Source organism: Streptomyces sp. CO7, from assembly GCF_053474865.1.
On record NZ_JBRIOU010000009.1, the window covers coordinates 269499 to 283193 of the forward strand.

Below are 13695 nucleotides of genomic sequence, written 5' to 3' on the forward strand. Positions count from 1 at the left end.
GCCGACACCCACGGCGCGGCTCGTCGTCGCCCGTCACCCGTCCGACGTGCTGCGCTGGTCGTGGCGGCCGGTGGGTGATGCGGTGGAGGCACGGAGGGTCCGGTGCGGTGCGCCCGAGGCGCGCCGGGCCGCCGTCGCTCCGTCCCCGCGACGCGGACCGCGGGACTCGCAGCTCAGGACCCAGGAGGCACCGGTGACCACTCCCCGTCCGGCCGTCCGGCCGATGCGTTACCTCGCCGCCGCGATGGCGGCCGGGGCCCTGCTCGCCACCACCGCCTGCTCCGGCGCGGAGACGGGCAGCGGACCCGAGGCCCGCACCGGCGCCCACCGGGGCGAACGTCCCGCCGCGGCGGCGACCGGCACCCCTTCGCCCTCCCCCACCCTCACCGAGGACGGCGCCCGCCACGCGCTGATCACCGCGGCGCAGATCGAGGACGACTGGACGCAGGTCACGACCTCCACCGCACGGTCCTGGCGCGACAGCCTCCTGGTCGGCGAGGTCGACGCCGCGCAGTTCCTGACGGGCAAGGCGGACGCCGCCGAGTGCCAACGCATGACCGACGCGCTGTTCGACGAGACGCTGCTCGGCCGCCCGTCCGGCGCCTCGGCGCTCGCCGGCTTCGAGGAGGGCGACTCGCGGCTGCTGTACCAGGTCGCGACGTACGACCCGAAGACGCTCGACGACTCGATGCAGTGGCTGAAGACCCTGCCGCAGAGCTGCGACCGCTTCACCCTGACCGGCGACGACGGCGGGAAGCGCACCGTCGAGGTGGTGGAGACGGCGATCCCGAAGGAGGGTGACGCCCGGCAGGGCCTGACCGTCACGGTGCAGGGCGACGAGGACGGCAACCCGGTGACCCTCACCCTGGCCATCGCGGTGGTGCGGGTCGGCACGAACGCGATCACCGTCACCCAGGGCGGCGTGAGCGGTGCGAAGACGAGCACCACCGACTCGGCGGTGCGGCAGGGCACGCCGCGGCTCCAAGAAGTCCTGGCCGGCCGCACCCCGACCCCGAACCAGACCGTCCTCGACTGATCCCCGACCGGTCCCCGCCGTCGCGGTCGGCGAGGCGTCGGCGCGGCGGCGGCGGGTCCGCCCAGGCGTCGACGTCAGGCAGGGGCCCCGAGCGGCGGGTGCTCGAGGACGCGGGGCCGGTACTCGACCAGCTGGATGCGGCCGTCGAAGGTGCGGTACTCGGTCATCTCGAGGGCGACGTCCGGATAGCCGTCGTAGATGCGTTCCTCGCCCGTGGCCCCGGTGATCACCGGGAACATCACGACCCGGAAGCGGTCGACGAGTCCGGCGCGCAGCAGGGACCGGCTCAGGCTGAGGCTGCCGATGGTGCTGAGGAGCTCCGGGCCGCCGGCGGACTTCATGGCGCGGACCGCATCGACGGCGTCGTCGCGCACGAGCGTGCAGTTGGCCCACGTCAGCGGCTCCTCGAGGGAGGAGGAGAACACCACCTTGGGCGCTTGCGTGAGCTCGTCGACGGACGCCTCCTCCTCGGGCCGGAACTCGTCCTGGCCGTCGGGGACCCGGCCCTCGGCGAAGCCCGACATCAGGCGGTAGGTGTTCGCTCCCATCAGGTAGGTGACCTTGGGCTGCTCACCGAGCCATGCGAGGTACTCCGGGCCCTCGAGCCCCCAGAACCCGGGCCATCCCTCGCCCGAGGCGTAGCCGTCGAGGGACGTGATGAAGTCGACGAGAAGCTCCGACATGGCGCTGTCCTTTCCTGGGGTGTCACCAGGGTGGACCGGTCGGGAGCCGCATACTCATCGGCCGCGCCGTGGAGACGCGAGAACGGCGCGGGGGGGGCGGGCTCGTGCGGCACGAGGTCAGGCCGTGCCGCACGAGCGGTCAGTGGCCGGCGGGCGTCGTCTCGCTCCGTGGCGTGCGGTCGACCGAGGCGGTGCGCAGCACCCCGGCGCCCAGGGCGGTGGTCACGCAGAGCAGGGTCAGCAGGATGAAGGCGTGGTCCAGGGCGACCAGGCGGGTCAGCCAGCCGATGAGGGCGGGGCCGGCGAGCATGCCGACGTATCCGAGTCCGGCGACGCGGGAGACGTTGGCCCCGGCGGCCGCCGGGTCGGCGTGCCCGGCCGCGCTGAACAGCTGCGGAACCGTGCCGGAGAGGCCCAGCCCGAACAGCGCCCAGCCCACGAACGCGGCCCACATCCACGGGCAGAGGGCCACCAGCGTGATGCCCACCGCCGCCAGCGCCGAGCCGTACCGCAGGATCGCCATGGACCCGAACCGGGCGACGCAGCGGTCGGTGAGCAGCCGGCCCACGGTCATGGCGGCCGCGAAGGTGCCGTACGCGAAGGCGGCGGTGCCGGTCGACGCGCCGAGGACGTCCTGCAGGTGCAGCGCGCTCCAGTCGTTCGCCGCGCCCTCGCACAGCATCACCATCAGTGCCAGGACGGCGAGGAGCCACACCCGTCCGGTGCCGCCACCGACGGCCGACGCCTTCTTCCCGGGAGCGGGGGCGGTGCCTTCGGCGGCGGAGGCCGCGCCCTCGAGCGCGGCGGCCGGGCTCCCGGTCGCGGCAGGGGCCGGCATCAGGGCCCGGGCCGAGACCAGGGCGACCACGATCCCCACCGCTCCCATCACGGCCATGCCGGCCACCGGGCGCAGCCCGACGGCGGTGGCGCCCGCCGCGGCGAGCGCGGCGACGACGCCGCCGACGGAGAACGTGGCGTGGAAGCCGGACATGACGGGCCGGCCGTAGGCCTTCTCGACGTGCACGGCATGGGCGTTCATGGACACGTCCAGGCAGCCGTTGCAGAAGCCGAAGACCAGCAGAGCGCCCGCCAGCGTCCACGGGTCCTGGGCGATGCCGGGCAGGATCAGGGACGCGCCGCACAGCACGCCGCTCGCGGGGACGACGACGCGTGCCCCGAGGCGGTCGGTCAGCGGACCGGCCACCTGCATGCCGAGGAAGGCCCCGAGTCCGAGCAGGACGAGCAGGCCGCCCAGGGTGGCGTGGCTGATGCCCACCCGCTCCTCGACGACGGGGATGTGCACTACCCACGCGCCCATGAGGATGCCGCACAGGACGAAGTAGACATAGGTCGCCCCGCGGGCGGCTCGCAGCGAACGTTCCATGCCGATCACCGTAAACGAACAAGCCTCTTGTTCGAAAGTCGCATCGGCGAACAGATTGCCTGTTCGTTCGGCAGTGGTGTTCAATTCCGGGCATGAGCTACGCAGACCGCCACGCGCTGATCGCGAAGGCCGTCCGGGACTCCGGGAGCGCCACGGTCCAGCAACTCGCGGAGCTGACCGGGGCCTCGGAGATGACCATCCGCCGCGACCTTGACGCGCTGGCCGCCCAGGGCGTGCTGGAACGTGTCCGGGGCGGGGCCCGCACCCTGCTGCTGCGGGGCGAGGAGCCTCCGTTCGCGCTGCGTGCCCACGAGGCGCTGGACGCAAAGCGGCGGATCGCCGCCGAGGTGTCCGCCCTCGTCGCGGACGGCGAGAGCGTCCTGCTGGACAGCGGCACCACCTGCTTGGAGGTCGCGCGGCTGCTGCGTGAGCGGCCCGTGACGGTGATGCCGTTGTCCCTGCAGGCCGTCCAGCTGTTCGCCGAGGCCCCCGGCCCGGCCACCCTGGTCGTGCCCGGAGGGCAGCCCCGGGCCGCGGAGGGCGCCCTCACCGGGCCGCTCACCCTCGCCTCCCTGGCGGCCTTGCGCTTCGACACCGCCGTCGTGGGCTGCTGCGGGCTGAGCGCGGCCGACGGGCTGACCGCCTACGACCTCGACGACGCCACGGTGAAGAAGGCGGCCGTCGCCTCCGTCCGCCGCGTCGTCGCCGCGACGGACGGCGGCAAGCTCGGACGCACCGCCTTCGCCCACGTCGTGCCCTCCGCCCTCCTGCACACGCTCGTCACCGACACCACCGCGCCCGCCGACGAGGTGGCCGCCCTGGAGACGGCCGGCACCGTCGTCCGCACCGTCTGACAGGGCTCCCCGGCCCGGCCGGGGCCGGGCTCTTTCAGTGCTCGACGGGTTCGTCGGTCAGCTTCTGCCCGCGCAGCAGGAACCAGGCCATGCCCGCGGCGAGCAGCAGCAGTCCGGCGCCGACGCCTGCGGCCAGGGCCACGCCGTCGACGAAGGACTCGCGTGCCGCGTGCAGCAACGCCCCGGCGGGACCGGCGGGCAGGTGCTCGGCTGCCACCACGGCTCCGGCCAGCGACTCGTGGGCCGCCTCCGGTGTTCCGGCCGGCCCGGTGAAGCCCTGGTAGACGTTGGTGACGACCGAACCGAGCAGGGCAACTCCCAGGGCGGTGCCGAGTTCGTACGCCGTCTCCGACACCGCCGAGGCGGCGCCGGCCTGTTCCTTGGGGACGGCGGTGAGGATGACGTCGGAGGTGACGGTGAACGACAGTCCGGCGCCGAACCCGACGACCAGCAGCGCGGTGCCCAGCAGGGGGTAGCCGGTGGCCTGGGTGAGCGTGGTGAGGGCGGCCAGGGTCAGCCCGATGGCGGCCAGGCCGCCGGAGACGACCGCGCGTACCGACACGCGGCGCGCCGCGGCGCCCGCGAGCAGACCGGCCACCACCGCGCCGACGGCGGCGGGCAGCTCGGCGAGGCCCGCCTGCATCGGACCCCGGTCCTGGACGAGCTGCAGGTACTGGGAGAGGAAGAACAGCAGTCCGGACAGTCCGAGGATGGTCAGCAGGTTCGCCAGGACGGCACCGCTGAAGCCTCGGCTGCGGAACAGCCGGACGTCCACCAGCGGGACGGGCAGCTCGCGCTGCCGCCGGACGAAGGCGTACAGGGCGGCGGCGCCGAGCAGACCCGCCACCAGGGTGGGCCAGGTGAACCCGTGGGCGGCGGCCTCCTTGATCCCGTACACGACGCCGACCATGCCGACCAGCGACAGCAGGACGCTCGGCAGGTCCCACGGCCCCGGAGCGGGGTTGCGCGACTCCGGGAGCATCCGGATGCCGACGAAGACCAGCAGCGCCATCACCGGCAGGTTGATCAGGAAGACCGAGCCCCACCAGAAGTGCTCCAGCAGCACGCCGCCGACGATCGGGCCGACCGCCATGCCCGCCGAGGCGGCGGCGCTCCAGATGCCGATGGCGAGGCTGCGCTCCCGCTGGTCCTGGAAGATGTTGCGGATCAGCGCGAGGGTGGACGGCATCAGCGTGGCACCGGCGACACCGAGCAGCGCCCGGGCGACGATCATGGTCTCGGGGGGTCGTCGCGTAGGCGCTCAGCAGCGAGACCAGACCGAACGCGGTCGCGCCGATGAGCAACAGGCGCTTGCGTCCGATGCGATCACCGAGACTGCCCATCGAGACCAGCAGGCCTGCGATCACGAAGGAGTAGGCGTCGCCGATCCACAGCAGCTGGGTGCCCGTGGGCTGCAGGTCCTCGCTGAGGTAGGGCGTGGCCAGACCGAGCACGGTGGCGTCCACGGCGACGAGCAGTACTGCCAGGACGAGGACGCCCAGGGCGATCCAGCGCCCCGGAGTCCGCTGGGCACTGCCGTGATCGACCGTCTGCGAAAGGGTGGTCATCACGCGTCCCTCCGTATGGCGCCGCCGAGCAGCAGCTCGACGAGCATGTGGGAGATGTCGTTGCGGGCGACCCGGCCCTCGGTGACGGCCCAGCCGCCCGCGGCCAGCAGGCCGTAGAGGGCCTCGGTGAGCCACACCGCGCTCAGATCGATGCGGAACTCTCCGCTCTCCTGGCCCCGCCGGAACAGGCCGGTGAGCCGTTCGTCGATGCGGGCCCAGCCGGCGTTCTGCTCCTCGCCCTCGAAGAGCTGGTTCTCGGAGTAGAGGAAGGCGAGCAGGCCCGCGCACGGTTCGGCCGCGCGGACCAGGCGGCGCAGCGCCTCCTCGGCGCTCCCCTCCTCCGGGCGGGCCGCGTCCAGGGCTCTCTCGCACTCGGCGATGCCGAACTCCTCCAGGGCGCGCACCAGCGCGTCCCGGCCGGGGAAGTGCCGGTTCAGCGTCGCCCTGCTGATGCCCGCGGCCCGGGCGATCTCTTCCGTGGTCGCCGTGGACCTGCGCGCCAGCAGGTCGGCCGCAGTGCGCAGCACGTGGTCACGATCGAAGCTCATGAGTCAAGCGTAACCCACATGAGACATCAATGTCTCATACAGGCCACGGCCGGCTCATGCGCCGCAAGCTCACGGTCCCCCTGTTCGCGCAGTCGTTGCTCGGGTCCACGGCTCGCGCAAGGCGTGACGCGCGCCGTCCGGCCTCATCCGCCCACCGTGCCCGCGTCGATCCGCCGGCCCGTGGTGGTGTCGACCACGATCGGGAGGCCGTCGGGGACGCGGCCCTCCAGGTCGCGCATCAGGTCCTCCACCGGCGGCAGGTCCCCGGGGTCGAGCACGTGGACGTACAGCGTCCTGGAGGCGGAGTCGACGCCGGTGACCTCCGCGCCGGGGCTGCGCGACAGCCACTGCTCGGCGGTGGTCTTCGTCCGCGACGCCCAGGTGTTCAGCAGCACCGTGGCCGCCGTGTTGACGCCCAGGGGCAGCAGGACCGCGGTGAAGAGCAGCCCGAGCATGACGTAGGCGCGGCGCGGGGTCCGTCGGCCGTGCCGCTCCGGGCCGGCGGCGTAGCCCAGGGCGGCGAAAACAACCATGCCGGCGAAGACGAGGGCGAAGAAGTTGGACAGGAACAGCACCAGGGCGCCGAGCGCGAGCCACCACGCGGTCTGGCCCGCACACACGCCGGTGACCACCAGGGGCGGCACCAGCGAGATGGCGATGGCCACGCCCGGCAGGACGGCCGCGACGTCCTTGCGGGCCAGGGCGACCGCGCCGGCGAAGCCGGTGGCCAGGGCGGCGACCAGGTCCATGAGCCCCGGCGAGGTCCGTCCGGAGATCTGGCTGTCGCTCAGCAGGTCGTAGGTGCTGGGCACCACCAGCGAGGCCACCGCCCCGATCCCGATCACGAGCAGGCCGCCGAGGGCCACGAAGGCGGCCGAGGTGGTGCGGCGACGCAGCACGGCGCCGAGGGCGATGCCCATGATCGGGGTCGACAGCGGGGCGACGATCATCGCCCCGATCACGGTCGCGGTGGAGTCGGTGAGGACGCCGCTCACGGCGATGACGGCCGAGAGCGTCAGCATGGTCCAGAACGCCGACTGCTTCGACAGGGTGTCCCCCGACGACAGGTCGAGGTCGTCCAGAAGTTCTTCGAGGGAACGGCGCTGCCTGACCGGCAGGATCCTGTCGCGCAGTTGGCCCGGCATGCGCCCAGTATCCGGACCGTGACGTCCACCGGGCGGCAAGGACACGGCGCCGGGGCCCGGCCGGGCGTCTCCGGTCACGGCCCGGCCGGCGGCGCCGCGCGCCGCCGGCACACGCCACGTCCTACCGAGGACCCGGAAGGGCCTCGATCAGCCGACCGATCTCCTCCCGCGTGTTGTAGTAATGCACGGACGCCCGGACCACGGAGGTCAGTCCCCTGGGCGCGAGGTCCCAGCGCGCGTGGCCGACGACCGATGCCGAGACGTTGATCCCGCGGGCCCGCAGCCCCCGCGCGACCTCCTGGCTGTCGTGTCCGTCGACGGTGAAGGTGGCGATGCCGCACCGGCGCAGGCCCCGGTCGTGCACCCGCACCCCAGGCATGTCCCGGAGCCGTCGTCGCAGTTCGTCGGCGAGTGCGCTCACGCGGTGCCCGATCGCGTGGAGGCCGAGGTCGAGGGCGTAGTCCACGGCGACGCCGAGGCCGATCCGGCCGGCGACCGAGGACTCCCAGTTCTCGAAGCGGCGGGCGTCGGATCGGATCCGGTACGTGTCCGGCCCCGTCCAGGTGGCGGCGTGCAGGTCCAGGAACGGCGGTTCCAGCTGCTCGCGGACGCGGGGCGAGCAGTACAGGAAGCCGGTGCCGCGCGGGCCGCGCAGGAACTTGCGGCCGGTCGCCGTCAGCAGGTCGCAGCCGATGGCTTCGACGTCGACCGGCATCTGGCCGACCGACTGGCAGGCGTCGAGGAGAAAGAGCACCCCGGCCTCGCGGGCCACCTGTCCGATCTCGGCGGCGGGGTTGACCAGACCGCCCTGCGTCGGTACGTGCGTGACGGCGATCAATCTGACCCGTTCGTCGATCATCGCCCGCAGCGCGTCGACGTCCAGCTGCCCGTGCTCGTCGTCGGGTACGACCTCGACGCCGACGCCGTGACGGCGGGCCATCTGGAGGAAGGCGATGGCGTTGCTCGCGTACTCGGCGCGGGCCGTCAGGATCCGGTCCCCCTTCGCCCACGGCAGGGAGTAGAACGCCATGTCCCAGGCGCGGGTGGCGTTCTCGACGAGGGCGATGTCCTCCCGCCGGGCGCCCACCAGGGCGGCCACCGCGTCGTAGGTGTGCTCGATCCTTTCGGACCGCTCATCCGCCGCGCGGTAGCCCCCGATCAGTTCCTCCAGCCGCAGGTGCTCCACCACGGCGTCGGTCACCGGGCGGGGCGGCAGCGCGGAGCCGGCGTTGTCGAGGTGGACCACGCCCGCCGCCCCGGCCGTGTCCCGGCGGACCCGTTCGACGTCGATCGGCGGCGTCATCGCCGCGCTCCTTCCAGCTCCTGGGCACCTTCGTGCCCGACCGGAGCGCCGGTGGCCGACGCGTCGGCCACCGTGTCCGCCGCCCTGTGCACCGCCGCGGTCGCCGCCGTGTCCGCCGCCCTGTGCACCGCCGCGGTCGCCGCCGTGTCCGCCGCCCTGTGCACCGCCGCGGTCGCCGCCGTGTCCGCCTCCTTGCGGGCCGCCGCGTTCGCCACCGCGTTCGCCGCGCGGACGACCGCGTCGAGCGTGGCGGTGAGCACGGAGCGGTCGACGCCCGCAGCCCAGCCCGTCCCTTCCGCCGTCCGGTACTCCACCAGCGTGAGGGCGTCGCTGTCGCTGCCGGACCGGACGCTGGTCTGGTGCAGGCCGAGGATCTCCACGCCCAGGCCGTGACCGTCGAGGGCGTGGACCAGCGCCTCGACGGGGCCGACGTCCTGGTGCGTGGTGGTGAACTCCTGGCCGTGCAACGAGAGTCGGACGGTGGCGGCGCGTTCGCCGGCCTCCCGGGATTCGCATCCGGTCAGGGTGACGGCCGCGGGCCCGTCGTGCAGGTACGTCTCCTGGAAGATCTGCCACACCTGGTGGGCCGACACCTCGGCCCCTTCCGCGTCCGTGTGGTGCTGGACGTGCCGGGCCAGGTCGATCAGGAGGCGTCGCGGCAGTTCGATGCCGTGGGCGGTCTCCAGGAGATGGGCGATGCCGCCCTTGCCCGACTGGGAGTTGACCCGGATGACGGCCTCGTAGGAGCGGCCGATGTCGGCCGGGTCGATCGGCAGGTAGGGAACCCGCCATTCGGCCCGGTCGGCGGACAGACCCTGGGCCGCCGCGCGTGCGCGGTGCTCCGCGAGGCCCTTCCTGATGGCGTCCTGATGCGTGCCGCTGAACGCGGTGTGCACCAGGTCGCCCACGTAGGGGTGGCGCGGGTGCAGCTCGAGCTGCGTGCAGTACTCGACGGTGCGGCGGATCTCGTCGATGTCCGAGAAGTCGATCATCGGGTCGACGCCCTGGGCGTGGAGGTTGAGGGCCAGGGTCGCGAGGTCCACGTTGCCCGTGCGCTCGCCGTTGCCGAAGACGCAGCCCTCGACCCGCTGCGCGCCGGCAAGCAGGGCCAGTTCGGCACAGGCGACGCCGGTGCCGCGGTCGTTGTGCGGGTGCACCGAGAGGATCACGCTCTCGCGGCGGGCGAGGTTCTTGTGCATGTGCTCGATCTGGTCGGCGTACACGTTCGGGGTCGCGACCTCGACGGTCGCGGGCAGGTTGAGGATCACCGGCCGCTGAGGCGTCGCGTCCCACAGCCGCCCCATGGCCACCATCAGTTCGAAGAACCGGCGCTTGCGCGCGGGGTCCATCGGCTCGGGCAGCGCCTGGTTGCCGTCCCGGAGGTCGACCGGCACCCACAGGGGCGCCCGGGTCAGTCGGCGGCCGGGCCAGTCGCGCCCGCTGAGCGGCACGTCGACGCGCGCGTGGACGTCGCGGTACCGGTGCGAGGGCATGAGGGAGCCGCGCTGGCGGTTCCAGGAGGGCGCGTCCGCCGGGACCGGCCCGGCAGGCGTGCGGAGAGCGGTAATCGACGACATGCGGTGGGTTCCTCCTCGTGGACCGTGAAGCGAACCGGCGCATGTCCCCGCTCCACGGAGGGGCGCCGGTTCGGCAGGACCCCGCCGTGGCGGCGAAGAAGTCGGGAATCCTGGATCAGCATGCGCCGCACGCTAACACAACTCCTCAGACAAGTAGAGGAGTAATATCCCGGCGTGGAACACATTCGTCGGACGTCGCTGGCCGATCAGGCCGCCGACCTCCTCCTTCAGCGGATCCGTGCGGGCGAGTGGCGGCTGGGCGGCAAACTGCCCGGCGAGACGACCCTGGCGCCGCAGCTCGGGGTCGGCCGCTCGACGGTCCGTGAGGCGATCCGTCAACTGGCCGGGCGGGGCGTGCTGCAGACCCGGCAGGGCGCCGGTGTCTTCGTCACCGCCCTCGACCCGGACGAGGACCGTGATCTCGTCCTGCGGCAGGCGGACATCACCACTGTGGTCGAGGCGCGCCTCGCCATCGAGGGCGAGGCGTCCGGCCTGGCCGCCGGTCGGCGCACACCGGCCGACATTCGTGCCATGCGCCGCGCCCTGCGGCAGCGGGAGGAGCACCGCTCCGACATCGAGGAACACGTCGACGCGGACCTGGCCTTCCACCGCAGCGTGGTGGCCGCCTCGCACAACGAGATCCTCGTCGGCCTGTTCGACGACTTCACGCCCCGCCTGCGCCAGGCGATGGTCGACATGCTGCGGATCCGCCGGCGGTTCGGCAGCGACGAGGACCAGGCCGCGCACGCGGCGGTGTTCGAGGCCGTCCTCGCCCGCGACGCCGACGCCGCGCGCTCCCTCAGCCGCGACCACCTTCGGTCACTGCTGGGGGACCCGGTGACCCCGCCTCCCGGCCCGGACCGCGGACGGCGCCCCTCCGCCTGAGGACCGCCGCCGTCACGCGTGGGTGAAGGGCAGCGCCCGGGAGCGGTGCGCCGCGTCGCGGTGGACGTCGTGGGTGACCGGGCGGCCCAGGCAGCGGAGAGTTGAGCTCGTCGACGAGCGGCTCGGCGTGGAAGAGTTCGGCGACCCGCCGGACGAGAACCGAGGGCGACGACGGCGCCGTCGTCGCCCCCCTGCCCCGCTCCCGGCGTCAGGCCGGGGAGGTCACCGGGATCGGCGTGAACATCTCGGGCTCCTCGTCCGGGGTGAGCGCGGTCGGACCGTAGACCCAGTCGGTGAAGGAGTAGTCGTAGGTGCCGCGGGCCCGCAGGATCTCGTTGCGCCGCAGGCGGTCCTCCCCGTCGAGGTGCCACAGCTCGCCCCAGGCGCGGGCCGTGGTCTGCACCCGGCGGCAGTGCTCCACGCGGACCGCTTCGTAGGCCGCGAGGGCGCCGTCCCGGTCCGGCCGCTCGCCGGGAGCGGCGGCCTCCCCCGCCCTCGCCCAGTGCTCGGCCAGCACCCAGCCGTCCTCGATCGCCATGACCGCGCCCTGTGCCATGTACTGCAGCGGCGGGTGCGCGGCATCGCCGAGGAGCACGATCCGGCCGTGTACCCAGGTCTCGATCGGGTCGCGGTCGAACATCCGCCACCAGCGGTCGCGCCACATCAGCGGGATGCCGTGGCGCGCGGTGTCGCAGGTGGCGGCGAAGGGCAGCGTCCAGCTCGTCCGGGGTGCCCCAGTCCTCCTGGCCGGCCGGCGCCTTGGGGGACTCGAAGACGGCGACCTGGTTGAACATGGCGCCGCCGCGCAGCGCGTACTGCACGAAGTGGCAGCGCGGGCCGACGTACAGGGTGACGTCCTTCTCCGCGACGCCGTTGTCCTGGACCTTCTCGATGGGCACGGCCGCCCGGTAGGCGACGTAGGAGGAGCTGACCACGTCGTCTCCGACGAGCTGACGGCGGGCCACCGAGTGCAGCCCGTCCGCCGCGACGACCAGCGGCGCCTCGTGGACGGTGCCGTCCTCGAGACGGACCAGGGCGCCCCCGGCGGTGTTCTCGTAGCCGACGACCGTGGCGTCGGTGAGCAGTTCGACGCCGGCCCGCTCGCGACTTCGCCGTGCAGGGCGAGGACCGGGTGTACCGCGCCGGCCCGGTGCTGGAGCTGGCCGCCCACTCCCAGTCCCTCGTCTCCCGGCTGCGCGCGGCGGCCCTGCCCCACCTGCACCGGCGGGTCACCCTGCTGGACGAGACCGCGAACTGACCGTGCGCACCGGGGACACCGCGCGTTTCGTCGCCAGCGTCGAGTCACGGCAGGCGCTGCGGGTCGGCTCCCGCGAGGGCATGGTCTTCCCCGCCCACCGCACCACCGCCGGGCTGCTGCTGCTCGCCGAGCTCAGCGACGAGGAGCTGGCGGAGGTCTACCCGCCCGGACGCCGCCGCGACCACGACGACCGTGACCGCACGGCGGACCTCCCCGACCTGGAGCGGCTGCGCGCGGACCTGCGGCGACTGCGGCGCAACGGGTTCGCCGTGAACAAGGAGCGGTCCGAGCGGGGCCTGGTCGCCGTCGGCGTCCCGGTGCGCGACGCGGAGGGCAGGGCGTTGGCGGGCCTGTCCGTGTCGATGCCCAGCGTGCGCTACGACCCGCACCGGCTGCGCTCCCTGGTCAACGCGCTGGAGGCCGCGGCGGGCGCCCTGCAGGAGGACCTGTCCGGCTCCGCCTGACCCCTGATCCTGGGCTCGCGGCGCACTGCCTGGCCCTCGGCGCTCCGGTCAGCGGCTCGAGCACCGGGCCGCCACACCGGCGCCCCGGGCCGCCACAGTGACGGCCCGGGGCACCGGTCGGCACAGGGCCGGCGGGCGTCCGCTCCTACTCGGCCGTGATCCGCAGGACGCCGGTGGTCGTGCCCTGGAGGACCACCCGGCCGGGCGCGATGGAGCCCACCATCTGCAGCGTGTCGAAGATGAAGCCGCTGCCCAGCCACTTGGTGCGGGTCACCGCGCCGGTCTCCGGATCGATCTCCGCGTAGTGGTACGGGTCGAGGACGGAAGTGGCGGTGGTGCCCGGAATCACCGGCTCCCGCAGCACCGTGCGCAGCTTCCCGTCCGCCGTGGACAGCCGCGGCACCGCCGCCGACCGGACGCGGTTGTCCCACTTCAGGTCGCACCCGGATCCGTCCGCCCGAACGTCCACCCGTGACAGGCCGCCGGTGAAGGCTCCCGACGCGGGCACGCTCTCCCCCGCGCCCTCCGGGAGCTGCGGGTAGGGATAGCCGTACGTGGAGGCGATGAAGACGCTGTCGCCCACGGCCACCGGTGAGTTCTCGCTGCCGCTGCCGCCTGCCTTCAGCACCGGCACCGAGCAGACCTGGGAACCGTCGGCGACGCGGTACACCAGCAGGTTCACGGTCGGGGCCGCGTTGTCGACGATGGTCAGGTAGTCGGCGCCGGTACGCGGGCCGAAGAAGGTGGGCGTCGAGCCGGTGCCCCAGCTGAGCTGGCCGGGCTTGCGGCCCGGTCCCCGCTCGTAGGCCCTGCGCCAGGCGATCTGCGGCGTGCCGTCCGCCGCGGCCGTCAGCAGGTACGTGGCGTGCGTGGTGGACACGGCGGTGCCGGTCGGCGCCGTGGAGATCGAGTTGGCGACCTGCTCGCCCGCGGGCAGGGCGAGCGAACGCACCGCGCCCGTCCGGTCGTCGGCCGTCCCCACCACGCCCC

The 13695-nt window shown here is 73.5% G+C and carries 9 protein-coding genes and 4 pseudogenes; 4 read left to right on the forward strand and 9 right to left on the reverse strand.

Annotated features, from left to right (window positions below; translation table 11 throughout):
- Positions 1-193: 193 nt before the first annotated feature.
- A complete protein-coding gene (locus tag ACOV8S_RS27800; protein WP_448321206.1) occupies positions 194-1036 on the forward strand; it encodes a hypothetical protein in 843 nt (280 codons plus the stop codon).
- 74 nt (positions 1037-1110) lie between these two features.
- Here ACOV8S_RS27800 and ACOV8S_RS27805 read toward each other — a convergent pair whose 3' ends face one another.
- Entirely contained in the window at positions 1111-1719 is a 609-nt protein-coding gene (locus ACOV8S_RS27805; RefSeq protein ID WP_448321207.1) for a dihydrofolate reductase family protein, read from the reverse strand.
- Between the two features lie 139 nt (positions 1720-1858).
- Positions 1859-3103 carry an MFS transporter gene (locus ACOV8S_RS27810; RefSeq protein ID WP_448321209.1) on the reverse strand — a complete coding sequence of 415 codons (1245 nt, stop codon included), beginning with the start codon at positions 3101-3103 and terminating at the stop codon, positions 1859-1861.
- A 92-nt stretch (positions 3104-3195) separates the two neighbouring features.
- On the opposite strand from ACOV8S_RS27810, the gene ACOV8S_RS27815 reads away from it, so the two are divergent.
- A complete protein-coding gene (locus tag ACOV8S_RS27815; protein ID WP_448321211.1) occupies positions 3196-3957 on the forward strand; it encodes a DeoR/GlpR family DNA-binding transcription regulator in 762 nt (253 codons plus the stop codon).
- Positions 3958-3991: 34 nt separating this feature from the next.
- Here the strand turns inward: ACOV8S_RS27815 and ACOV8S_RS27820 are convergent.
- The 5 genes and pseudogenes from ACOV8S_RS27820 to ACOV8S_RS27840 form a co-directional block, all read right to left on the reverse strand.
- Positions 3992-5525, reverse strand: a pseudogene (locus tag ACOV8S_RS27820) (MFS transporter).
- Complete coding sequence (locus tag ACOV8S_RS27825) at positions 5525-6073, reverse strand: TetR/AcrR family transcriptional regulator (protein ID WP_448321213.1); 549 nt, start codon at positions 6071-6073, stop codon at positions 5525-5527. Before ACOV8S_RS27825 ends, ACOV8S_RS27820 begins: the two are co-directional and overlap by 1 nt.
- A gap of 143 nt (positions 6074-6216) precedes the next feature.
- A complete protein-coding gene (locus tag ACOV8S_RS27830; protein ID WP_448321215.1) occupies positions 6217-7218 on the reverse strand; it encodes a TIGR00341 family protein in 1002 nt (333 codons plus the stop codon).
- Positions 7219-7339: 121 nt separating this feature from the next.
- Entirely contained in the window at positions 7340-8521 is a 1182-nt protein-coding gene (locus tag ACOV8S_RS27835; protein ID WP_448321216.1) for an aminotransferase class V-fold PLP-dependent enzyme, read from the reverse strand.
- Positions 8518-10098: a 2-isopropylmalate synthase gene (locus ACOV8S_RS27840; RefSeq protein WP_448321217.1), complete on the reverse strand. Its 1581-nt coding sequence runs from the start codon at positions 10096-10098 to the stop codon at positions 8518-8520. Before ACOV8S_RS27840 ends, ACOV8S_RS27835 begins: the two co-directional genes overlap by 4 nt.
- A 174-nt stretch (positions 10099-10272) precedes the next feature.
- Between ACOV8S_RS27840 and ACOV8S_RS27845 the strand changes: the two genes are divergently transcribed.
- Entirely contained in the window at positions 10273-10983 is a 711-nt protein-coding gene (locus ACOV8S_RS27845; protein WP_448321219.1) for a FadR/GntR family transcriptional regulator, read from the forward strand.
- A 208-nt stretch (positions 10984-11191) separates the two neighbouring features.
- Here the strand turns inward: ACOV8S_RS27845 and ACOV8S_RS27850 are convergent.
- Positions 11192-12095 (reverse strand): annotated as a pseudogene (locus ACOV8S_RS27850) (FAD-dependent monooxygenase); the annotation flags it as partial.
- Between ACOV8S_RS27850 and ACOV8S_RS27855 the strand changes: the two are divergent.
- Positions 12086-12705, forward strand: a pseudogene (locus ACOV8S_RS27855) (IclR family transcriptional regulator); the annotation flags it as partial. The pseudogenes ACOV8S_RS27850 and ACOV8S_RS27855 overlap by 10 nt on opposite strands.
- A 145-nt stretch (positions 12706-12850) precedes the next feature.
- Here the strand turns inward: ACOV8S_RS27855 and ACOV8S_RS27860 are convergent.
- Positions 12851-13695 (reverse strand): annotated as a pseudogene (locus tag ACOV8S_RS27860) (hypothetical protein); the annotation flags it as partial.

Coding starts and splice junctions, on each gene's coding strand:
- ACOV8S_RS27815 (WP_448321211.1), top strand. CDS start 3,196: ATGAGCTACGCAGACCGCCACGCGCTGATCGCGAAGGCCGTCCGGGAC.
- ACOV8S_RS27830 (WP_448321215.1), bottom strand. CDS start 7,218: ATGCCGGGCCAACTGCGCGACAGGATCCTGCCGGTCAGGCAGCGCCGT.
- ACOV8S_RS27810 (WP_448321209.1), bottom strand. CDS start 3,103: ATGGAACGTTCGCTGCGAGCCGCCCGCGGGGCGACCTATGTCTACTTC.
- ACOV8S_RS27840 (WP_448321217.1), bottom strand. CDS start 10,098: ATGTCGTCGATTACCGCTCTCCGCACGCCTGCCGGGCCGGTCCCGGCG.
- ACOV8S_RS27825 (WP_448321213.1), bottom strand. CDS start 6,073: ATGAGCTTCGATCGTGACCACGTGCTGCGCACTGCGGCCGACCTGCTG.
- ACOV8S_RS27835 (WP_448321216.1), bottom strand. CDS start 8,521: ATGACGCCGCCGATCGACGTCGAACGGGTCCGCCGGGACACGGCCGGG.
- ACOV8S_RS27805 (WP_448321207.1), bottom strand. CDS start 1,719: ATGTCGGAGCTTCTCGTCGACTTCATCACGTCCCTCGACGGCTACGCC.